19 protein-coding genes are annotated in these 21568 nt (G+C 49.6%); 15 read left to right on the top strand and 4 right to left on the bottom strand.

What is annotated here, in order from left to right:
* Window positions 1–32: 32 nt before the first annotated feature.
* The 6 genes from AC566Q_RS20130 to AC566Q_RS20105 are packed head-to-tail and all read left to right on the top strand — an operon-like array spanning window position 33 to window position 5101.
* Window positions 33–788, top strand: coding sequence for a DUF3450 domain-containing protein (locus tag AC566Q_RS20130; RefSeq protein ID WP_499609978.1), 756 nt, complete (start codon window positions 33–35; stop codon window positions 786–788).
* Window positions 789–801: 13 nt separating this feature from the next.
* The gene (locus AC566Q_RS20125; protein WP_499617564.1) at window positions 802–2166 is read left to right on the top strand and encodes a MotA/TolQ/ExbB proton channel family protein; all 1365 of its coding nucleotides are present in this window, start codon (window positions 802–804) and stop codon (window positions 2164–2166) included.
* A 5-nt stretch (window positions 2167–2171) separates the two neighbouring features.
* Window positions 2172–2687: a MotA/TolQ/ExbB proton channel family protein gene (locus AC566Q_RS20120; RefSeq protein WP_105932916.1), complete on the top strand. Its 516-nt coding sequence runs from the start codon at window positions 2172–2174 to the stop codon at window positions 2685–2687.
* Window positions 2688–2747: 60 nt separating this feature from the next.
* Window positions 2748–3155 (top strand): ExbD/TolR family protein, encoded by a 408-nt coding sequence (locus tag AC566Q_RS20115; protein WP_105932915.1) that lies wholly within the window; start codon window positions 2748–2750, stop codon window positions 3153–3155.
* Between the two features lie 13 nt (window positions 3156–3168).
* Window positions 3169–3780 carry an energy transducer TonB gene (locus AC566Q_RS20110; RefSeq protein ID WP_499609975.1) on the top strand — a complete coding sequence of 204 codons (612 nt, stop codon included), beginning with the start codon at window positions 3169–3171 and terminating at the stop codon, window positions 3778–3780.
* Between the two features lie 7 nt (window positions 3781–3787).
* Window positions 3788–5101: a tetratricopeptide repeat protein gene (locus tag AC566Q_RS20105; RefSeq protein WP_499609972.1), complete on the top strand. Its 1314-nt coding sequence runs from the start codon at window positions 3788–3790 to the stop codon at window positions 5099–5101.
* Between the two features lie 73 nt (window positions 5102–5174).
* Here AC566Q_RS20105 and AC566Q_RS20100 read toward each other — a convergent pair whose 3' ends face one another.
* On the bottom strand, window positions 5175–6488 hold the full coding sequence (locus tag AC566Q_RS20100; RefSeq protein WP_499609969.1) for a DUF2254 domain-containing protein: 1314 nt from the start codon (window positions 6486–6488) through the stop codon (window positions 5175–5177).
* Between the two features lie 139 nt (window positions 6489–6627).
* On the opposite strand from AC566Q_RS20100, the gene AC566Q_RS20095 reads away from it, so the two are divergent.
* The 3 genes from AC566Q_RS20095 (at window position 6628) to AC566Q_RS20085 (ending at window position 10665) form a co-directional block, all read left to right on the top strand.
* On the top strand, window positions 6628–7404 hold the full coding sequence (locus tag AC566Q_RS20095) for a hypothetical protein (RefSeq protein ID WP_105932911.1): 777 nt from the start codon (window positions 6628–6630) through the stop codon (window positions 7402–7404).
* A gap of 152 nt (window positions 7405–7556) precedes the next feature.
* Window positions 7557–8876, top strand: coding sequence for a hypothetical protein (locus tag AC566Q_RS20090; RefSeq protein WP_499609965.1), 1320 nt, complete (start codon window positions 7557–7559; stop codon window positions 8874–8876).
* Between the two features lie 139 nt (window positions 8877–9015).
* Window positions 9016–10665 (top strand): alkaline phosphatase D family protein, encoded by a 1650-nt coding sequence (locus tag AC566Q_RS20085; protein WP_499609962.1) that lies wholly within the window; start codon window positions 9016–9018, stop codon window positions 10663–10665.
* A 6-nt stretch (window positions 10666–10671) separates the two neighbouring features.
* On the opposite strand, the gene AC566Q_RS20080 is transcribed toward AC566Q_RS20085, so the two are convergent.
* On the bottom strand, window positions 10672–11187 hold the full coding sequence (locus AC566Q_RS20080; protein ID WP_105932908.1) for a hypothetical protein: 516 nt from the start codon (window positions 11185–11187) through the stop codon (window positions 10672–10674).
* Between the two features lie 175 nt (window positions 11188–11362).
* On the opposite strand from AC566Q_RS20080, the gene AC566Q_RS20075 reads away from it, so the two are divergent.
* The 5 genes from AC566Q_RS20075 (at window position 11363) to tnpA (ending at window position 17911) form a co-directional block, all read left to right on the top strand.
* Window positions 11363–12499 carry a PQQ-dependent sugar dehydrogenase gene (locus AC566Q_RS20075; protein ID WP_499609960.1) on the top strand — a complete coding sequence of 379 codons (1137 nt, stop codon included), beginning with the start codon at window positions 11363–11365 and terminating at the stop codon, window positions 12497–12499.
* A 209-nt stretch (window positions 12500–12708) separates the two neighbouring features.
* On the top strand, window positions 12709–15321 hold the full coding sequence (acnB, locus tag AC566Q_RS20070; protein ID WP_499609957.1) for a bifunctional aconitate hydratase 2/2-methylisocitrate dehydratase: 2613 nt from the start codon (window positions 12709–12711) through the stop codon (window positions 15319–15321).
* Between the two features lie 85 nt (window positions 15322–15406).
* On the top strand, window positions 15407–15859 hold the full coding sequence (locus AC566Q_RS20065) for a DUF192 domain-containing protein (protein ID WP_499609954.1): 453 nt from the start codon (window positions 15407–15409) through the stop codon (window positions 15857–15859).
* A 34-nt stretch (window positions 15860–15893) separates the two neighbouring features.
* Window positions 15894–17243, top strand: a complete 1350-nt coding sequence (lysC, locus tag AC566Q_RS20060) for a lysine-sensitive aspartokinase 3 (protein WP_499609951.1) — start codon at window positions 15894–15896, stop codon at window positions 17241–17243.
* Between the two features lie 233 nt (window positions 17244–17476).
* Complete coding sequence (gene tnpA / locus AC566Q_RS20055; protein ID WP_105933925.1) at window positions 17477–17911, top strand: IS200/IS605 family transposase; 435 nt, start codon at window positions 17477–17479, stop codon at window positions 17909–17911.
* A gap of 55 nt (window positions 17912–17966) precedes the next feature.
* Here the strand turns inward: tnpA and AC566Q_RS20050 are convergent, their stop codons facing one another.
* Window positions 17967–18920, bottom strand: a complete 954-nt coding sequence (locus AC566Q_RS20050) for a GGDEF domain-containing protein (protein WP_499609947.1) — start codon at window positions 18918–18920, stop codon at window positions 17967–17969.
* 557 nt (window positions 18921–19477) lie between these two features.
* Between AC566Q_RS20050 and ltrA the strand changes: the two genes are divergently transcribed.
* Window positions 19478–20812, top strand: coding sequence for a group II intron reverse transcriptase/maturase (gene ltrA / locus AC566Q_RS20045; protein ID WP_499609945.1), 1335 nt, complete (start codon window positions 19478–19480; stop codon window positions 20810–20812).
* On the opposite strand, the gene AC566Q_RS20040 is transcribed toward ltrA, so the two are convergent.
* Window positions 20800–21567: a hypothetical protein gene (locus tag AC566Q_RS20040; protein ID WP_499609943.1), complete on the bottom strand. Its 768-nt coding sequence runs from the start codon at window positions 21565–21567 to the stop codon at window positions 20800–20802. The genes ltrA and AC566Q_RS20040 overlap by 13 nt on opposite strands.
* Between the last annotated feature and the right edge of the window lies 1 nt (window position 21568).

Genomic DNA, 21568 nt, shown 5'->3' with positions numbered 1-21568 from the left:
TCCGATTTCTTGAAAACAAAAGGTTTGAATCTATGAAGCTTTTTAACACCTTGCTGATGAGCACGGCTTTATTGTCGGCGTCAGCCTTTGCTCAGGAGCAGGACTTAAAGCCTGCCATTGACACTGCCAAGGAAATCAACGAGTCAGCTGCCAAATCGCAGCAAAAAATTGATGGCATTACCGATCAGATTGACAGCAAGCTGCAACAGTTTAAAACGCTGAACAAAGAGATCGAAGGTCTGGAAGTGTACAACAACCAGCTGCGTAAACAGATCGCCAGCCAGGAACAGGAAATGGCTGACCTGAATGCGGCAATCGATGAAGTGTCTGTTATCGAGCGTCAAATCACGCCACTGATGATCCGCATGATTGATGGCCTGGAACAGTTTATCGAACTGGACGTACCGTTTCTGCCGCAAGAGCGTGCTGAGCGTATCGCCAGCCTGAAAAGCATGATGGACCGCGCCGATGTGGCAGCGTCTGAAAAATTCCGTCGTGTAATGGAAGCGTATCAGGTTGAGATGGATTATGGCCGTACTATGGAAGCCTACACGGGTATCCACGAAATTAACGGTCAGGAGCGTGACGTTGAGTTTTTACGCTTAGGTCGTACCGCGCTGATTTATCAAACTCGTGATGCCGGCACGCAGGGCGTGTGGAACAAGCAAACCCGTCAGTGGGAAGAGTTAGACAGCTCTTACCGTACCCAGGTAACCAAAGCATTACGCATGGCCAAGAAGCAACTTGCGCCTGATCTGTTAATGCTGCCTGTCGCGATTACAGACTAAGAGGACGAAGATGATGTTGAAATCGTTTAAGAATATCGTATTTGGTCTGGTTGCTGCGAGCATCAGCGTAAGCGCTGTCGCACAGGATGACCGTGCCTTAGATTTAGATGCTTTATTAAAGCAGCTGGAAGAAGGTAAGTTTGCGCAAACTGAGCAAAACAAACAGCGTGAGCAAGAGTTTATGGCTCAGCGAGCAGAGCAGGACCGCATTCTGCGTGAAACTGCACAGCTGCGTGACCGCACGCTGGCGACGTCAGAGCAGCTCGAAACGACCTTTGAAGAAAACGAATTTAAACTGGCAGACTTAAATGAAGCGCTGACCAACCGTTTAGGTTCATTAAAAGAGTTATTTGGTGTGCTGCAACAGGTTGCCGGCGACACTAAAAACAAATTTTATAACTCAGTGGTCTCTGCTGAAATCCCTGGCCGTGCTGCATTCTTAGACCAGCTTGCACAGGACATGGGCTCAAGCTCAAAACTGGCCTCTATCGATGAGATTGAGCAGGTCTGGTATGAAATTCAGCGCGAAATGACCCAATCAGGCAAAGTCACCAAGTTCACTACCGACGTAGTGGAAGCGGGTGGTGCCAAAGTGTCTAAAGAAGTGGTTCGTGTTGGTCCGTTTGCCCTGGTTGCTGATGGCAAGTACCTCGACTACAACGGCGTAACCGGTACGGTTGCCGAGCTTATCCGTCAGCCTGCGGGCCGCTACGGTGAATCTGCCGCAGAACTGCAAGCCTCTAACGGTGAAATTGTTAAGTTTGGTATCGACCCGACTGGCGGTTCAATCCTTGGCCTGCTGGTTCAGGCGCCTAACCTGCAGGAACGTGTAGAGCAGGGCGGTGTAGTGGGTTACATCATCTTAATCGTCGGTGCTTTTGGTCTGTTGTTGTCAATCGAGCGTTTGTTCACTCTGACAATTATTCGTACCAAGGTTAACAGCCAGTTGAAATCTAAAGAAGTGAAAGCCAACAACCCGCTGGGCCGTGTACTGAAAGTCCGTGATGAGCACCCTAATGCCGACACTGAAGCACTGGAACTGCATTTAACTGAAGCCATTCTGGCTGAAGTACCTAAGCTGGGCCGTAACCTGACCATCATTAAGATAATCTCTGTGGTTGCACCGCTGATGGGTCTGTTAGGTACCGTTACCGGTATGATCAACACCTTCCAGGCGATTACCCTGTTTGGTACCGGTGACCCGAAACTGATGGCTGGTGGTATCTCTACTGCCCTGGTAACTACCGTACTGGGTCTGGTGGTAGCTATCCCGACTACCTTACTGTACGCGATGCTGAATACGCGTAGTAAGAACATTGTTTACATTCTGCAGGAACAAGCTGCCGGAGTAATCGCTGAGCGCGCTGAGAAAGGCTAATCATCATGATTGAGTTTCTGGAAGCAATTCGTGATTTTACAGAAACCGGAGGCCAGGTACTCCTGGTCATCGGCTTACTGATATTCGTCATGTGGCTCTTGATCCTCGAACGTGCTCTGTACCTGCTGATTTGGCACAAAAGCTTAAGCAAAGAAGCAATCGCTCAGTGGAAATCCCGCGAAGATCGTTCTTCCTGGTACGCTGAGCAGGTTCGCTCAAAAGTCATTTCGTCGCTGACCATTCGTTTAAATGGCAGTATCCCGATTATTCAGGCGCTGGTAGCACTTTGTCCGCTGCTGGGTCTGATGGGAACGGTAACCGGAATGATCGAAGTTTTTGATGTTATGGCCATCTCAGGTTCAGGTAATGCCCGTTCGATGGCGTCTGGTGTTTCGAAAGCCACTATTCCGACAATGGCCGGAATGGTTGGAGCACTGTCTGGTGTATTTGCGTCAACCTGGTTGAACCGCAAAGTGAAAACCGAACGTGCTCACTTAGAAGAAGCACTCGTCAAGCGCTAACAAGGTATTCCGAGAGGGGGACTCGTTGCGAGTCGCCCACTAGCAAGGTAACAAAGAATTATGAAACAGCATTTTCAAAACCTGGTGGATGAAGAAGAAGCCACCATTGATATGACGCCCATGCTGGACGTTGTATTTATCATGTTGATCTTCTTCATCGTAACGGCCTCTTTTGTGAAAGAAGCGGGTATCGACGTTAACCGTCCGGAAGCCGCCACAGCGGTTAAGAAAGATCGCGCCAACATCCTGATTGCCATCACGGATAAAGGCGAAATCTGGATTAACAAGCGACGTATCGATGTTCGTGCTGTACAGGCTAATATTGAGCGTTTACACGCGGAAAACCCGCAGGGCACCGTAGTTATTCAGGCCGATAAGAAAGCCACTACGGATACGCTAATTAAAGTGATGGATGCATCCCGGGCCGCTGGTGTTTACGATGTGTCAATCGCCGCGCAAGAGCCATAAGCGAGCATAGACCATGTCACGATTTTTAATCGCATTTGTTGTATCACTGGCGATTACGTTGGGATTGTTCTTTCTGATGCAGTCGCTGATTAAAATGGGCGGCAGTGCACTCACTGAGCCGCCTAAAGGCAGCGTGTTAGACTTTGTGCGCATTAAACCTGAAGAGCAGGTGCAGAAGAAAGAACGTAAACCACGTAAGCCACCCAAGCCAGAAGAGCCACCACCGCCGATGGACTCTCCGCAAATGGACTCGCCGAGTCCGGACGCGGATAGCAGCGGAATGTCTTTTGCCGCAGATGTGGGCGACAGCATGGCACTGGAAGGCGGCGGTTTAGCGCTGGAAGGCGGCGATGGTGAGTACCTGCCAATTGTGAAGGTATCGCCGGTTTATCCCCGTCGTGCACTGCAACGTGGTATCGAAGGTTTTGTTATTGTTGAGTTCACCGTAACCAAACAAGGTGCCGTGAAAGACGTGTTCGTTATCGAAGCGAATCCACAAGGCATTTTTGAGCAGGCCGCGATGGACGCAGCGAAGAAGTTTAAGTATAAGCCTCGGGTTGTAAATGGTGAGCCAGCGGAAGTTTCCGGTGTGCAGAACCGTATTACGTTCCAGATAGACGGGTAAGGTGAGTATGAAACAGACACTTTCTAAATCCCTGTTGTCACTGGCGGTGGCAGGCTTGTTGTTCACTGGCGCGAGTTCGCTGGTGGTAGCACCTGCAGTTGCCCAGGAAGAACAAAAAGCCAGCGAGCGACCCACTCGTCGTACGCCGGCATTACGTTCGAAGGTTTACGAGCAGTTAGCCCGTGCCCAGGAACAGGCGGATGCAGGCAACATTGCTGAAGCGGTGGACATCCTGGATGTGGTTCAGGACAAAGCAAGTTCCATGAACAGCTATGAGCTGGCCATGATGTATAACTTCTACGGCTTTATTTACTACAACGACGAGCAGTACGACAAAGCACTGGAAAACTTTGCCAAAGTGGTTGCGCAACAGCCAATCCCGGAAAGCTTCGAGATGAGCACGCTGTTCAGTCTGGCCCAGCTACACCTGATGCAGGGTAACTACAGCCAGAGTATTGAGTATCTTGAGCGTTGGGAAGCGTTGAATACCGGTAAGATTCCACCGAAGAATCTGGTAATTAAAGCCCAGGCCTATTATCAGAATAAGCAGTACGCTGAAGCGTCAGAATTCATCAATCAGGCCATTAAAGGTCACGAAGATGAAGGCATGATCCCGGACGAAGGCTGGCTGATTTTACAACGTGCTATTTATTACGAGCTCAAGCAGCCTGAAAAGGTTAAAGACGTGCTGGTAAAAATGGTGAAGTTGTTTAACGAGCCAAAGTACTGGATCCAACTGGCGGGTATGTACGGTGAGCTGGGTGAAGAGAAAACGCAGCTGGCGATCATGGAAGCGGCTTATCAGCAGGGCTACGTGACCAATGGCGGCGATATCTTTAACCTTGCACAGCTTTATTACTATCATAAAGCGCCTTATAAAGGCGCCCGTCTGATGGAGCAGGCGTTAAATGATGGGGTGCTGGAAAAGAATCTGCGTAACCTTAAGTTCCTCGGCCAAAGCTGGACGCTGGCTAAAGAACAGGAAAAAGCGGTACCGGTGATGGCTCAGGCGGCAGATTTATCTGACGATGGTGAGCTGGATGCCCAGCTTGCGCAGATCTATCTGAACATGGAAAACTGGGACAACGCCATTGAAGCGGCCGATAATGCCTTGAATAAAGGCGAGTTGCGGAACCCGGGCATCCCGTATCTGATTAAAGGTATGGCGCTGTACAACAAAAAACAATATGCCGCCGCGCTGGATACCCTGGCCGAAGCTGAGAAATTCAGCTCAAGCAAAGGGATGGCGCAGCAGTGGTCAAAGTTTGTTGAGTCAGAAAAGAGCAGCAGCGAGCAGATTCAGGCAGAACTGGGTTCTTAATATTACAGCCGCTTAGTTAACCCAAAGCCGGTATTCATTACCGGCTTTTCTATTTTAGTTCAGTCACATTGACTTAGGCTCTAAACGGCAACATAGCCTCTTCTATGGATTTTTTATCACTGCTACTGATGGTTAGCGTGGCAATTTGCTGTTCGATGCTAAGGGCATGAGTTGATATGGTTTTTTGCTCAGTGGCTGCGCAGCATTGCTGTAATTTTGCCAGGCTCTTAAGTAAGTGGATAAGCACTGCAATCTGGTCGTTAGCTGACTGGCGGACCTGACTATACGCTTTATCGACTACACCGGCAAAGGTGAATGTGCGACGTTTCAGCCACACCTCAGACGAAGTGTGAATGAGGTTTTCTGCCGGAAACTCGCGGGTGGCCACCTGCACACAAATGGCGGTTAGCTTATCCACGCAGGTGATGGCTGTATGCGGGTCATTAATCCCCGGTGATAAAGCGCGCAGGGCAATTTCAACCAGCTGACTGATAGCAAACTCAGGATCCTGAATGGGGGTTCGGTTGGCGCCCAGCACCACCGCTTGTCGCAGCGTAGTAAATTCGTCCTCGCTGGCAGGTTGCCGGCAGTGAACGGTAAACAATGCTTCGCCGCATAAAACGTGGTCGCCGCTGCGAACATGTAACTCACACCCTGCCACCTCGGTGGCAGTCTGATTTAGAAAGCTGGCATAATTGATGGTTTGAACATATCCGTTTTGAACCGCTTTCACGCTCACCTGAAAGTCACCTTGTGGCGCTGCCCACTGCTCGGCAATAGCGCGGACGGAGGCGTTAGACTCAGGTACCGGCAAGAATGAGTTAATGTTGCTTTCGAAATGTTGTACACAATTGGCAATCACCTGGTCGGCCTGAATAGAGCGGGACACGTGGTGGATAAAATAGATGATGGTGACACAATCGATGAGAGCCAGAAACACGGTGGCACCGGCTAACATGGAAACCGCATCCTGATTACTGTTTATCGACGACAAGTGATGCAGGGAAATCAGGCAGAACAGAAAAGTGGAAACCAGTATTCCGAGCACCATCTGGGTATTACGATCCTGCATAAAATTGCGAATTAAGCGCGGCCCAAACTGATTTGAGGCCAGGGTTAACGATACCAGGGTCATAGAGAAAGCAATACTGGTTACGGTTATCATGGCGCCGGCGACGGTAGACAGTAATTGCTGAACGCTTTCTTGCGTAACCAGAGGGATAAGCGGTCGTAAAACGTCCGGCAGAAAAGCCCGTTCAATAACCGATAAACAGGCATAACACAGCGCCACGCTTGTACTCATCATTAGCAGAGGGATAAACCAGTAGCTGGTAGACAGTGATTCCCATAGTACCCTGACGCGGGTGGTGAGCAGCCGTAAATTCATCCGTTTTCCTAATAAGCGATGGACTTCCCAGTAAAATATCAGTTTAGTACGAAATAACCTATTGATTCGGATTGATTAGTTTTTTTATAGCCGGTCATGTATCGTACTGTACAGGACAGTCAGAAAGGTCAATGGATCAGTGACACCAGATTACAGTCGTTACTCTAAAGCAGAACTTGAAGAAGCGCTCAGGACCATCGACAAAGCGCGTTTTCCGGAACGGGTGGAAAAAATTCTTCAGGCGCTGGCTTCACTTGAAGCCAATGAAGACGATTCCCCCGCGCCTGAGCAGGAAATACTGCTGCCAGAACCTGAAACTCCCGAGCAAATACAGCGCAAGTTGCTTGGCACATTAGCGCTTATTTGTGGCGGTTTAATTCTCGGCGCCATGTTACTACCGGTTTATTTTCACTCTTTTCTGCTGAATAACGAGATGGTTACCCCCTTCAAATGGGTAGCCTTAACGGCGGGCCTGGTGGTATTTGTGGTAACTTGCAAAAAATTCCTCCACACCAATCACCTGCGTAAAATGAGTGCCGAGCGGCTGGCGAAGGGCAAAAAGCAGGTTAAGGTTGATTCACCGCGCCGTTTTTATAATGCGATTGGCGCAGCGTTGCTGGTTGCTTTGTTTACAGCCCTGGCAGTTTACCGTGGCGCGCCGGTCGCGCTGCATCTTTATGTATTGGATGCCAGCACGGCAACCGAGCAGGTGACTATCGCAAAGTTACCCCGCCGCTTTCGTAGAAAGCACTGTAACGGCAAAATTTATCTGGCGGAGTACAGCGCTCAGTTTTTTGATTATGTGTGCCAGGTAACGACCAGATCGCAGTGGGAGCGACTTCGTCCGGGGCAACAAATCCGCCTGCATGGCAGTCGCTCTGCGCTCGGCTTTCTGGCCAGGGACACCTCGTTGTAATATCAGCCAATCAGACGGGTTGGCTATGTGACCTGCTAAACAATTATTTTGGCGCAACGAGCCATTAAAGGTTAGACTTTAGTTGTATTTTCCGGTCATTAATAACCTCAACAAGGTAAGACCGGTAGGTTCTCGTTTTCAAAGGATTGGATATGAAATTACTGATTGGTTTGCTGTGGATGGCGACCGTACTCTGCGCTTATTGGTATGGCACATCACAAGTTAACTCTCACCAGAGCGTCGGGCCCGGTTCCGTAAACTCTCTTAAAGACACAGCAGAGCCAGACAGGCACAATGTGACAAGCAGCGCAATCTTGCCAATTTATGAGGAGACTGGCGCGGGGCCTGAAGCGAATATTGAAAGTGCCTATATGCCAGTAACCGTAGATGATGCTGTCGCGCAAACGCAGGCGCTGTTAGGCGATATGGGCTGGTCGCCCACCATGGCAAGTATCGCCAAAGCCTATGCTATTGTGTCGCAACTTAATTTAGAACAAACCTTAGCAGCGCTCAGTCAGCTGGAATACGCTGACTCGCCGGAAAGTCTGCAAATAAAGATGTTGTTTATCAACCGGCTGGCAGAATTGTCACCACTGCAGGCCGTGGATTATGTAAACCTCAACGTGACCGGCAGCATGCAAAAAGACGGCGCTATGGCGGCTGTCATAGCAACCTGGGCAGATTCCGACCCCCATGCTGCGCTGCAGTGGTATTTGAGCCAGCCCGAGGCTACCCGCCAGCAGGCAGTGGGTAGATTTGCACTGGGCGGCTTGTTTTCAAGCCTCGCCCGACAGGACCTGGATGCCGCCATCAGCAGCATAGAAACGGATTTCGATGCCAATGACTTTGAAGCGATTGATTATGCCGTAAGCAGCACTGCCAGGAGCCTGCAAAATACCGAAGATTTTGAGTATTTACTTGACCGGGTTCAGGCCATGGATAACGACAGTGCGTTACAAGCTGTGTTCTCCAGTTGGTTAACTAAAGACCCAGACGAAGCGCTGGCCAGGCTCGATCTGATAAGCGATCCTAAACAGCGGCAAGCTATTGAGGAGAGAGCGTTTCGCAATTGGATGGTGAGAAAACCGGCGGAAGCGGCCGATCGTTTTATGCAACGAGCGGCGCCGGATCAACGCCAGTCACGAGCCAAAGTGGTGGTTGAGTCGATGAGCTTTAATCAGCCTGAACAGGCGCTGAGCTGGCTAAACAGACAAACCGACATTGATACCCAACCACTGACTTCGGAGCTAATTAGTCGTTCGGCCTATCGAAATCCGCAGTTTGCAGATCAGAACCTGCACAGGATCACCAACCAGGATAACCTTACCGTTTTAACGTCGAGAATTTATCAAAGTTACGGTCGCTACAGCCAGGCCAAGGCCGACGAGTTTTTGTCCCGTCAGTCGCCAGCAGTCCGCGAACAGGTATTAACCAGATTGAAGAGAGTCGAAGAAATCCGCTCCCGCGGCTAAACGGTTGGCGGCGGGGGTTGGCAATTGTTGTACTTAACGAAGTAGTTTCAATACCTTAGTCAAATGTTCATCGACACTTCATCGGAGTGTCACAGAGCTTCTGCATAGTCAGGCTCCATTTTGTTGTGCGGACCTTACTATGATTTTCTCTCGTCGCCAGTTTTTAAAAACCACTCTTGCCTCTGGCGCCTTAACGCCGTTTGCTTATCAGGTAGCCGCTGCGCCGGTAAATCCCCTGTTTGACTGTGGCGTAGCAAGCGGCGACCCGACCCATAACAGCGTTATTCTATGGACTCACACCCGTGAACCGATTGCCCTGACCTGGCAAGTAGCCAGGGATCTGGCATTTAAGCAGCTGGTACTAAGTGGCCAGGGGGAAACTGCGTTAACGCAGGACTGCACCTTCAAAATTGATGTAACCGGTCTGGAACCGGGAACCACTTATTATTACCGGTTTATTACCAGCAATGGCCAGAGTGAACCCGGGCGCACCAGGACATTGCCCGCCGGCGAGCCGGAATCACTGAACATCGCCGTGGCGTCCTGTTCAAACTACCCGTTTGGTTACTTTAATGCCTACCACCACATTGCGGGCGATGAGTCGGTCGATTTTGTGTTACACCTTGGCGATTACATTTACGAATACGGGCAGGACAGCTGGGGAGACGAGGAAGGGCGTAAGCTAAAGCGCCGGCATCAGCCCGCCAATGAAATTGTTTCGTTAACAGATTACCGAACCCGGCACCGCCAGTATAAAACTGATAATGGTTCACGGTTAATGCATGCTTCGCATCCGTTAATTCCCACCTGGGACGATCACGAATCTGCCAATAATCCCTACCTGCATGGCGCGCAGAATCATCAGCCTGGTGAAGGCGAGTGGGCTGATCGCAGGGCGGCCTCCATTCAGGCTTATTACGAGTGGATGCCTTTGCGTGAACCGGCTAAACAGGCTGAAAAAGCGCAGCTCTGGCGGCACTTTGAATTCGGCAATCTGGCTACGCTGACGACCTTAGAAACGCGCCATACCGGACGCAGTAAACAAATTGACTACGCCGAACATCTGCCCCAGATAAAGTCAGAACACACCCTGCGGCATTTTATTGAGTCGGTGTTAGGTGACCCCGGTCGTTCTATGTTAAGCGTAGCAATGGAGAATTTTGTTAACCAAAAACTGGCCGAGTCTGTCGCTCAGGGGGCAAAATGGCGACTGATCGGCAACCAGATCCCAATGGCCCGAACCAACGTTCCGGATGCCACGGATTTATCTCTGCCCAAAGCGCTGGCAGATAACGGTGCGATAGCTCAACACTTCGGTTACTTTATGGCCCTGGGTAAATATGACTTACCTATTTATCTGGATACCTGGGATGGCTACCCGGTGGCCAGAGAGAAGTTTTATCAGCTCTGTCAGTCGGCGAAAGCCACTGATTTAATTGTGTTAACCGGTGATAGCCATGCGTTCTGGGCAAATCAGTTATTTGCCGGCGATGGCGATGCCATGGGGGTGGAGCTGGGTACGGCAGGCATTACCTCGCCGGGTGATTTTGAAACCTTTGGCCCGGCGCTGGCCGGGGAGTTTGATCAACGGGTAGCGCAGCATAACCGGGAAATTCTGTGGACGGATTGTCAGCATCGTGGTTATGTGAAGCTGGAGCTTGCTCCTAAGACGGCAATCGCCAGTTTTATTGGCGTATCGAACATTACCAGTGAGCACTATAGCGCGAAAACTCTGCGTCAGTATCAGATAAGCAAAGCGGGTTCGTCGCTGGCAATCGAAAAGATTTAGTTGCAGTTACAGCAGCGCATTCTGGCGTGGTCGCTGGATTATCCAGCGCGCCACGTCCTGGCGTAAAAACTTATACGTTAAACCGCCGGATATGCCGGCGATTACCTGCCAGAGCTGGCCCTCAAAGGAGCGCGTGCCGGCGATAAGGGTAACGTCCAGTAGCGGTTGCATCAGCATTAACATCAGCGCCATAGCCAGGCCGCCAGCCAGCGGGTGAAGCCAGTTACTGCGCAGTTTAAGCATGCGCCCGGCACGGCCACTCACATATAACGCAATACACAGCGCAGCAAACACTGCCGAACCATATTTGGGAAGCAGACCCCACCAGTCTAGTACGGTATGTTCGAGCCATTGATTACCGGTAATATTTACGCCGAGTGATTCCAGATTCGCGAGGACAAATTGTGACTGAGACACACTGGCAATGGTGTAGGTCAACAACCAGCTCACCAGCAACGCGCCCGCTTTGGTAACCGGGCTGATGTCGGACTGAACTTCGTAAACGACGACTTTTTCAGACATTACAGAACTACTCTCTTACAACAGGCTTAATTTGTACTCATCTTGCACAGATGACAACACTGCTTACAATAAAGCGCAACACAAATCGTATAATTTCATGCTAAGCTGCCAAGTACAAGTTGTTGATAGTCTAATCGATATGTGCAAAGCGTTACATCAGCGGAGTCAAAAGTTGATGCTCCTTCTGGCGGGGATAATTAGCCTGTTCGGAGCCTTTTGTGCACAGGCCGATGACCCGCCACCGTTAACCGGAAACTTCCATCAAACCCAGATTGCAGGCTACCTCGCCGCGCCCTGGGCGGCCGTAGAAAATCCACTCGGCGGCTGGCTGATCACTGAACGTGTCGGCACTATTATTGAATATACCAATGCCGGCCAACGCCTTGAGATCCCGCTGCAAATAGACCAGCTGTATGTGGCCGGGCAGGGCGGTTTACTGGACATTGTGCTGGCCGATGACTTTACCGAAAGCCGGCGGGTCTATCTGAGCTTTTCGGTGGGTGATGACAGCGAAAACTACCTCGCGTTCGGCACGACGCAGCTGGTGGGAGACAAGCCTGAAGTGCAGCGTCTGTTTACCGTTAAAACAGCCAAAGACACGCCGGTACACTTTGGCGGGCGACTGCTAAAACTGGCCGACGGTACCTGGTTAATGACCAGCGGCGATGGCTTTGACTATCGTGAGCAGGCGCAGCAAAAAAACAGTATGCTGGGTAAAGTGCTGCGCTTTAACGAAGACGGCAGTGCGCCATTGGATAATCCGTTTTATACCACGCCCGATGCTCCGCAGAGCTATATTTATACCCTTGGCCATCGCAATCCCCAGGGACTGGTTCAGGATCCGGAATCTGGTACGATATGGCTTAATGAACATGGCCCGGATGGCGGCGACGAAATTAATGCTCTGGAGGCTGGCAATAACTACGGCTGGCCCGTGGTGACGCTGGGCATGGATTATTCCGGCGCAAAAATCTCGCCGTTTACCCATTATGATGGCATGGTGGATCCGGTGTTAAACTGGACACCATCCATAGCCCCTTCCTCAGTAGTGGTTTATCAGGATTCGGCTTTTCCTGAGCTGGCCAACCATCTGCTGGTTAGCAGCCTGAAAGATCAGGCGTTATATGCGGTGGCATTAGACCAAAATCCCATGTCGACAATGCAAATCTTTGCTACTATAAATGAGCGTTTACGGGATGTGATAGTGGGTCGTGACGGATCGGTATACGTACTGACGGACGGCGAGCGCGGCCGGTTAATGCGTTTTTCCCCACTGCGGGCCGAAAACGTACCGGAACACAGTTTGCGCTAACTCAGGCTGAATCCCCGTAAAAGCTAGCAGAAATGCGGTTGTTACCCCGGTGGTTACAACAATAGTCTGGCTGAATAGCGGCTATAAGTCTGCGAAACTGCATAAAAATTCAAATTTGTTATATATGCCGTTATAATTCCGGCGTTTAAATAGTCACTTCCTGCTCCGGGACCGTTCGAATTGGCAGGAATAACCATGAGGAAAACATCGTGTTAGAAGAATATCGCAAACACGTAGAAGAGCGTGCTGCTGAAGGAATCCCACCCAAACCGTTAAACGCGGAACAAGTGGCCGGATTAGTCGAATTACTGAAAAATCCACCTGCAGGCGAGGAAGAGGTTCTGCTGAAACTAATTTCTGAGCGTGTACCTCCTGGTGTTGACGAAGCCGCTTACGTAAAAGCTGGTTTCTTAAGTGCCATTGTAAAAGGCGAAGTTAGCTGCGACCTGATCAGCAAAGAAAAAGCAGTTGAGTTGCTGGGTAACATGCACGGTGGTTACAACATCGCCACTTTAGTCGAGTTACTCGACGATGCAGCACTTGCGCCACTGGCAGCCAAAGAATTGAAGCACACGCTGCTGATGTTTGATGCGTTCCATGACGTCGAAGAAAAACACAAAGCAGGCAATGAATTCGCCACTGACATCATTAAGTCATGGGCCGAAGCTGAATGGTTCACTTCTCGTCCGCAAATGGCTGAGAAAATGACTTACTCAGTGTTTAAGGTAACCGGTGAAACTAACACCGATGACTTGTCTCCGGCACCTGATGCCTGGTCACGTCCTGATATCCCTCTGCACGCCTTAGCTGCTTACAAAATGACCCGTGACGGTCTTGAGCCAGAAGAGCACGGCGTTAAAGGCCCAATGAAGCAAATCGAAGAAGTGAAGGCCAAAGGCCATCCTGTTGCTTTTGTGGGTGACGTAGTAGGTACCGGTTCTTCTCGTAAGTCTGCCACTAACTCTGTTCTGTGGTTCTTCGGTGAAGATCTGCCAGGCGTGCCTAACAAGCGCGGCGGCGGTGTATGTATTGGTTCTAAAGTAGCGCCAATCTTCTTCAACACTATGGAAGACGCCGGTGCGTTGGTATTTGAAGCCGACGTAGAAAAAATGAACATGGGTGATGTTATCGACATCTATCCGTTCGAAGGCAAAATTACTAACGCTGAAACTGGTGAAGTACTGGCTGAGTACAGCTACAAGTCTAAGGTAATCCTCGACGAAGTACGTGCTGGTGGCCGTATTAACCTGATCATCGGTCGTGGCTTAACTGAAAAAGCCCGCGAAGCGTTAGGCTTAGGCCCGTCTGATCTGTTCCGTAAGCCTGAGCAACCTGTTGATTCTGGTAAAGGCTTCTCGCTGGCACAGAAAATGGTAGGTAAAGCCTGTGGCGTTGAAGGAATCCGTCCTGGCACTTACTGCGAGCCTAAAATGACGACTGTTGGCTCTCAGGATACCACTGGTCCTATGACCCGTGACGAACTGAAAGACCTGGCGTGTCTTGGCTTTACCGCCGATTTAACCATGCAGTCTTTCTGTCACACTGCCGCTTATCCTAAGCCGGTAGATATTGATACCCAGCACACGCTGCCAGACTTCATCATGAACCGTGGTGGTGTTTCTCTGCGTCCTGGTGACGGTATCATCCACAGCTGGTTAAACCGTATGTTGCTGCCTGATACCGTAGGTACTGGTGGTGATTCGCACACCCGCTTCCCGCTGGGTATTTCATTCCCGGCTGGTTCTGGTCTGGTTGCTTTTGCTGCGGCCACCGGTGTTATGCCTCTGGATATGCCTGAATCAATCCTGGTTCGCTTTAAAGGTGAGCGTCAGCCTGGTATCACTCTGCGTGACCTGGTACACGCGATTCCATTATACGGTATCAAGCAAGGCCTGCTGACTGTTGAGAAGAAAGGTAAGATCAACCAGTTCTCTGGTCGTATCCTTGAGATTGAAGGCCTGGAAGACTTAACCGTTGAGCAGGCATTCGAACTGTCTGATGCCTCTGCTGAGCGTTCTGCAGCCGGTTGTACCATCAACCTGTCTGAAGAGTCTATTGCTGAGTACCTGCGTTCTAACATCACCATGTTACGCTGGATGATCAACGAAGGCTATGGCGATCCGCGTACTCTTGAGCGTCGTGCTCAGAAGATGGAAGAGTGGCTGGCGAACCCAAGCCTGATGCGTGCTGATGCCGATGCTGAATACGCAGAAGTAATTGAAATCGACCTGTCAGAAATCAAAGAGCCAATCGTATGCTGCCCGAACGACCCGGATGATGCTAAAACATTGTCTGAAGTCGCGGGTGACAAGGTTGATGAAGTATTCATCGGTTCTTGTATGACTAACATCGGTCACTTCCGTGCGGCAGGTAAATTGCTGGATAACTACGGTAAGACGCTGCCGACCCGTCTGTGGATTTCTCCACCAACGAAGATGGATAAAGCCCAGCTGATGGAAGAAGGTTACTACAACATCTACGGTCGCGTAGGTGTACGTACAGAAATGCCAGGCTGTTCACTGTGTATGGGTAACCAGGCACGTGTAGATGCCGGTGCAACAGTACTGTCTACCTCTACCCGTAACTTCCCTAACCGTTTAGGTGATGGCGCGAATGTATATCTGACCTCTGCAGAGCTTGCAGCAGTTGGTGCAATCGTTGGTCGTCTGCCAACTGCGGCGGAGTACATGGAATACGCTGGTAAGATCGACTCTATGTCAGCTGACGTATACCGCTATCTGAACTTCGATAAGATGGAAAGCTTTAAGAAGGCAGAAGAAGAGGCTAAGGCTAAGATCATTCCAACGTTGAATGTTGCCTGACTTAGCATATAAACTAGAAAGCCGGGCACCGTAAGGGCCCGGCTTTTTTTATGTCTGTATTTAAGGTAACTAACAAGGAATATAAATGGGATCGCGCACTATAATAAGGTCAAAACTGATAGCGTCAGGCCTTCTGATAGCTGGCTTGCTGCTGAGCGCCTGTAATGTAAACGCTGTTGATTTTGAATCCGCGCGAATTGAAATTAACGACATTGCACTGCAGGTGGAGTTTGCCAAAACCTTCGAACAACGGGCTCAGGGCCTGATGTTTCGTAAAACATTGTGCGAAAGCTGTGGCATGTTGTTTGAGTTTGATCCCGAAAAACAAGCAAGTATGTGGATGAAAAATACCTTCATTCCACTGGATGTGGCATTTATCGACAGAAACGGCGTAATTACAGATATAAAACCACTGCAACCACAGGACTTAACTTCTGTGGGCGCATCCAAAGTGGTGAAATACGCGCTAGAAATGAACCAGGGCTGGTTTGCCAGGCATGATATTCATGTTGGCGACCAACTGATTGTCAATCCATAACGCTGATTTGAACAGCGTACAAACGGAGAACACCGTGAGTAAGGCGTTAACCATTGCAAAATTTGGCGGCACCAGTGTTGCTAACTATGCTGCTATGCAAAATTGTGCCCGCATTGTTGCTGGCAACCCAGGCACTCGTATTGTTGTGGTAAGCGCCGCAGCCGGCATTACCAACCATCTGGTGGATCTGGCGCATAAAGCCATGACCCAGGATCAAGTCGGCGAAGTCTGTCAGGCGATTGCTGATATTGAGTTTAAAATCCTCAACGAATTAAAAGCCAAAGACAGTGTTGCGGCAAAGCTCGACGACTTGCTGGAAGAAGTAAAGAAACTGGCTTTCCATGAAGAGATTTTACATCGTGCCGATCTGAAAGATCAGTTACTGTCGATGGGCGAGCGGATGTCATCCCTGATGTTCAGCGCTGTGCTGGCAGAACAGGATGTGGCTACCATGAACTTTGACGTGCGCAAAGTTTTGCGTACTGACAGTGAGTTTGGCGCTGCCGCCCCACAACTGGATGCTATTGCCGAAAACGCCCAGGCGTTATTAAAGCCAGAGATTGAAAACGCTATTGTGGTGACTCAGGGCTTTGTGGGCGCCGACGAAGAAGGCCGTACCACTACGCTGGGCCGCGGTGGTTCAGACTTTACTGCAGCCCTGTTGGCCGAAGCGATTGGCGCTGAGGTATGCGAAATCTGGACCGACGTAACCGGTGTTTATACTACCGATCCACGTATTACCGCTGCGGCTCATCCGTTACCGGAACTGAGCTTTGAGGAAGCCGCGGAAATGGCTACCTTCGGAGCGAAAGTATTACACCCGGCCACTATGGAACCGGCAGTTCGCAAAGACATCAAAGTGTTTGTAGGGTCCAGTAAAGAGCCTGAAAAGGGCGGTACCTGGATTGTTAAAGACTGCGAAAATGAGCCGCCATTCCGTGCCCTGACTCGCCGTAAAGAGCAGGTGATGGTAACGGTAAAAACGCCTAAGATGATGTATGCGCAGGGCTTCCTGCAGCAGGTGTTTGCGATTATTGCCAAGCACAAGCTGAGTGTTGATCTGGTAACCACCTCTGAGATCTCGGTATCATTTACCCTGGACAACCCGGCTAATTCAGTGGCACAGCGCTTAAATCGTGAAACCATAGCCGAACTGGAAACCATCTGTGACGTAACCGTGGAACACGGTTTTGATTTGGTTACCGTAGTGGGTAATCACATGCAAACCAGTAAAGGCGTATCGAGCCGGATTTTTGCGGCCGTATCAGACTACAACCTGCGTATGATTTGTTTTGGTGCTAATCCGCACAATATCTCATTTTTGGTAAATGAGTCAGACAGCACCGAGATCGTCACAGTGCTACACAAGGAGCTCTTTGAGTAAGATCCAAAAAGACTAAAACCAAATCAAGGGGTCAGAGTCAGTTGATTCAAATAAAGGGGTCAGGGTTAATTAATTTGTTTAAAATTAATTAACCCTGACCCCTTTATTTTTTATTTTCAGCCCTAAACCACCTACTTCAGTAGGTGGTTATCATTCATGGTAGGGCTTTGCCCGTATACCTACCCATGTTAAATCTCCCTTTGATTTTTAGCGAAGTCAAAAAGGAAATTAACATGAGTAGATACGAGCAAGCATCGCATGTGTTCTGGCGATGTCAATATCACATAGTTTGGACGCCGAAGTATCGGTTTAGGGTTTTGAAGAATAAATTAGGCAAAGATGTTTACAGGTGTATTCACGTGTATTGCCAGCAACTCGGCTGCATAGTAGTGGAGTTGAATGTACAGATTGACCATGTCCATCTGGTAGTAAAAATTCCTCCAAAGTTATCCATATCGAATTTAATGGGAGCTTTAAAAGGAAAAATAGCATTGAAGCTATTTAGCAAATATCCGCATTTGAGAAAGAATAAGATGTGGGGCAACCACTTTTGGCAAAGAGGCTACTTCGTTGACTCAGTTGGGATAAACGAAGAGATCATAAGACGGTATGTTCGTCACCAAGAGAAGGTTGAAAGACAAGAGCAAGCTCAGCTAGCCCTTGAATAGAAGGCCCCCTTTTAGGGGGTTAACGCAAAGCCACCTTCTTTAGAAGGTGGATTCTTTACTGCTCGTCGTCATCTGCATCGTTCACCCAACGATTGCGGCCGGTTCGCTTAGCTTTGTAGAGGGCTTTATCGGCGGCTTCCACTGAGGGTAGGGTGATCCTGCCATCCTGTTGCTGGCCAACAGAAATACCAATGCTTACGGTAACGTGATCGGCAACACCGCTAAAATCGTGGGGAATTTGCGCGTTCTTAAACGCATCCAGAATATTTCTGGTAACTGTTGTCGCCCCTTCCAGGTCGGTGTCGGGCAGTAAAACGGCAAATTCTTCGCCGCCGTAGCGAGCTAAAGTATCAGTTTTACGGGGCATCTGCTGTTTGATCAGAGCGGCAACCTGCTTTAAACATACATCCCCCTGACTGTGACCGTAGTTGTCGTTGTACTGCTTAAAATAATCCACATCAATCAGCAATACGGTTAGTGGCCAGCGTTGACGACTAGCTACATTGAGCGCTTGGGAATAATAGTCGTCAAAGGCACGGCGGTTAGCGATACCTGTAAGGGCATCGAGCAGACTCATTTCTTCCAGCGTGTTCTTTTGTAATTCGATAGTGGTGGCAAACCGTTCAAAGCTCTTGGCCAGTTCTGTAATTTCATCCCTGCCGCTTACAGTGATGAGGTGGCCTTCACCGGTAGAGCGTTGTTGCACCTGCTTGTTAAGTGTCTTTAACCGATTAACCACTACCCGTTGGATAAATAAGGCAAATCCGACGTAAGCAAACAGCACAATAATAAACAGCAGACTGGCCTGCTTAACCTGTTGCTCTACCAGTCGTGAGGTCTTCTCCGCCTGACCCAGCACGGCCTGGTTTAGTTGATGGGATTCAAATTCATTTAAGCGAGCATAGTCGGCAATCAGGTTGCGTACAAAGTTACTTCTGCCCTGCACCCGGCCAAGGATCTTTAACTGCAACTGACGCAGGGCAATTAACCCGGAATTGGGATGTAACACGGTTTCAGATAGTGCCGCTATGGCCAGTTGTGCACTTTGTGTACGCCCAGCATGGGCATGAACTAATGAGGTGAAAGTCCTCTGTAGGAAGATCACCGTTGTTTAACACACTGTTATTCAACGCTAACTACTAGCGAATGGCAAGGGCTAAATCGTGAGAGATAGTCTGGAGGAAGCCGCTAGCAAATCTGCGAGCTGATGAACAAGAACATCATATGAGGCGTAGGCTGGAGGTGAGCTGGCACAAGACAACGAAACCATGTGATCTAACGGCCACCGTAAATGATGCAGCAGTGCAGAGACAGTCCATGCTCTTATCTGGGGAGATCTGCTTTACGAGCGATCGGTAAATACCAGTAAGGCTCTGGTATACAAGTGCCTTGGAGCAGCGGAAACGCATCATCCACTGCGAGCGAATTCGATGCAAACCGATAGCGCTGTTACAGGTAACTGTGGCGGTGATAAAGCAGAAGTCAGCAGACGGCATAGTAGCCAAATGCCCAGCGTAATGGCTGGGACACGGTGAAGGCCGGAACATTTAGAACAAAGGAGGAGCCTTGTCAGACTTGAACACACGAATGCCGTCCGGTAGTGACGTGACTCAGCGTACTGATGAGCAGCCAGCCTTTAGCGCAGATCTACTCGAACTTTTTCTCAAGCCTTCCAATCTTGTGTCGGCATGGAAACAGGTTCGAGCCAACAAAGGGGCCGCTGGCATTGATGGCATGACCATTGATGACTTCCCCGCTTGGGCAAACGCCGGAAACTGGAAACGTGTTATGACTGAGCTTCGCTCAGGCCAATACCAACCTTCACCGGTGAAACGCGTTGAGATTGACAAACCTGATGGCGGAAAACGTCAATTAGGGATCCCAACTATCGTTGATCGCGTGATCCAACAAGCGATTGCCCAAGTCCTTACGCCTATTTTCGACCCAACCTTCTCAGATAATAGCTTTGGGTTCAGGCCACATCGAAATGGGCAGCAAGCAGTGAAGCAGGTAAACAGCATTATCAAAACGGGACGCCGTTTTGCCGTGGATGTTGATCTGTCTAAGTTCTTTGACCGCGTTAATCACGATTTACTCATGACCTACCTTGGCTATAAAGTGAAGGATAAGCGATTGCTTAAACTGATTAAACGCTACTTACGAGCTGGGGTTATCGATAACCAGTTTTATAGTGAGAGTCGAGAAGGTGTACCTCAGGGCGGGCCATTATCGCCTCTACTGGCAAACATCATGCTCGACCCGTTAGACAAAGAGCTTGAGAAACGGGGTCACAAATTTGCCCGATATGCGGACGATTTTACCATATTGGTAAAGACGCCCCGTTCGGGTGAACGCGTGCTCAATAGCATTAGCAGATTCCTGAGTCACCGCTTGAAGTTGGTGGTTAATACAACCAAAAGCCACGTCGTTAAGACCAGTGAAAGCAAATTCCTTGGATTTACCTTCAAGGCAGGCCGCATTCAATGGCACCCAAAGACCCTGTTGAAGTTTAAGCAACAGGTCAGACGGTTAACGAACCGCAACTGGGGCGTGTCGATGCATTACCAACTCTTTAAGCTTAGCCAGTATTTACGAGGCTGGATAAATTACTTTGGTATCGCCAGTGGATATCAGCGATGCGTAGAACTGGATCATTGGATCCGGCGCAGAGTGAGAATGGCCTACTGGCGTCAGTGGCGAAAGCCCCGCACCAAGGTACGAAACTTAATGAGACTGGGCGTGCATGTTCAAGCTGCGGTAGCGTGTGGTATCACCAGCAAAGGACCATGGCGTAGTGCAAAATCTCCGGGGATCAATCAGGCGTTATCTCTTGATTACTTAAAATCCGAAGGGCTTTATTCACTGCGTGATGGATGGATTGCGCTTCACTATCCTAAATGAAACGCCCTGTGCGGAGCCGCATGCAGGGTGTTGTGGGGGCTGGAGGCTAGATACCTCCGGCTACCCGATTGTTGGTCTGCTGGTAGTGTATCGGCAAGTTCTGACAGTGAGATGAACAGGTTATCCAGGAGAATCTGCCGTTGGCGTATTTCGCTTAACTGGTCGAGGCTGGTAAGTTCTGCAGAGAGCAGCATGATACGGGAAAGCAGTAACGACCAGGATGTGGTGGCAGTTGTTGGGTTGCTGACGGTCAGCTCAGTATTGATTCGGCCTTGCAGATTGAAGAGTTTAGCAGTTAGCCGATCGATTCTGTTATTGATGTCAATACGTTGCTCTACTAACGCATTAAGTTCATCCAGTTCCCGCTCAACCGAAGTTGGCTGAGAGGTGATGTGGTAGGTTTGCTCATGTTCCTGTGAAAGTGTGTTTAAGCCTTCTAATTGTTGGGTAATGGCCTTGGTAGCTATTCTGCGCATGGCTTCGGAGTTAGCCATGGACAATTGTTCGGTGCCGCTCAGTAACAGGTTCATTTGAGAATACAGTTTGCCAGACTGAATGACACTGGGCAGCGATTTATCCATCATTGAATTTAGTGACTGTTCGAAAGAAGACAGTTTGGAATAGGTGGTATATGCCAGGATCATTACCGCGATGATCAGTGTAACCAGACTCAAATTAATGATCCCCGATAGCGAGTATAATCCCCTGAACTTAAGACGTTTGCTGGCAGTCTGCCGCCCTTGCTGACTGTTCATC

This window comes from Alteromonas sp. H02, assembly GCF_059682525.1.
The sequence above is the reverse complement of the archived record's forward strand: the minus strand, read 5'-3'. Positions and strand labels throughout refer to the sequence as shown.

Excerpts from the sequence above, each read along its gene's own strand:
- AC566Q_RS20130 (WP_499609978.1), top strand. The coding sequence starts at position 33 with ATGAAGCTTTTTAACACCTTGCTGATGAGCACGGCTTTATTGTCGGCG.
- AC566Q_RS20125 (WP_499617564.1), top strand. The coding sequence starts at position 802 with ATGTTGAAATCGTTTAAGAATATCGTATTTGGTCTGGTTGCTGCGAGC.
- AC566Q_RS20120 (WP_105932916.1), top strand. The coding sequence starts at position 2,172 with ATGATTGAGTTTCTGGAAGCAATTCGTGATTTTACAGAAACCGGAGGC.
- AC566Q_RS20115 (WP_105932915.1), top strand. The coding sequence starts at position 2,748 with ATGAAACAGCATTTTCAAAACCTGGTGGATGAAGAAGAAGCCACCATT.
- AC566Q_RS20110 (WP_499609975.1), top strand. The coding sequence starts at position 3,169 with ATGTCACGATTTTTAATCGCATTTGTTGTATCACTGGCGATTACGTTG.
- AC566Q_RS20105 (WP_499609972.1), top strand. The coding sequence starts at position 3,788 with ATGAAACAGACACTTTCTAAATCCCTGTTGTCACTGGCGGTGGCAGGC.
- AC566Q_RS20100 (WP_499609969.1), bottom strand. The coding sequence starts at position 6,488 with ATGAATTTACGGCTGCTCACCACCCGCGTCAGGGTACTATGGGAATCA.
- AC566Q_RS20090 (WP_499609965.1), top strand. The coding sequence starts at position 7,557 with ATGAAATTACTGATTGGTTTGCTGTGGATGGCGACCGTACTCTGCGCT.
- AC566Q_RS20085 (WP_499609962.1), top strand. The coding sequence starts at position 9,016 with ATGATTTTCTCTCGTCGCCAGTTTTTAAAAACCACTCTTGCCTCTGGC.
- AC566Q_RS20080 (WP_105932908.1), bottom strand. The coding sequence starts at position 11,187 with ATGTCTGAAAAAGTCGTCGTTTACGAAGTTCAGTCCGACATCAGCCCG.
- AC566Q_RS20075 (WP_499609960.1), top strand. The coding sequence starts at position 11,363 with ATGCTCCTTCTGGCGGGGATAATTAGCCTGTTCGGAGCCTTTTGTGCA.
- AC566Q_RS20065 (WP_499609954.1), top strand. The coding sequence starts at position 15,407 with ATGGGATCGCGCACTATAATAAGGTCAAAACTGATAGCGTCAGGCCTT.
- tnpA (WP_105933925.1), top strand. The coding sequence starts at position 17,477 with ATGAGTAGATACGAGCAAGCATCGCATGTGTTCTGGCGATGTCAATAT.
- AC566Q_RS20040 (WP_499609943.1), bottom strand. The coding sequence starts at position 21,567 with ATGAACAGTCAGCAAGGGCGGCAGACTGCCAGCAAACGTCTTAAGTTC.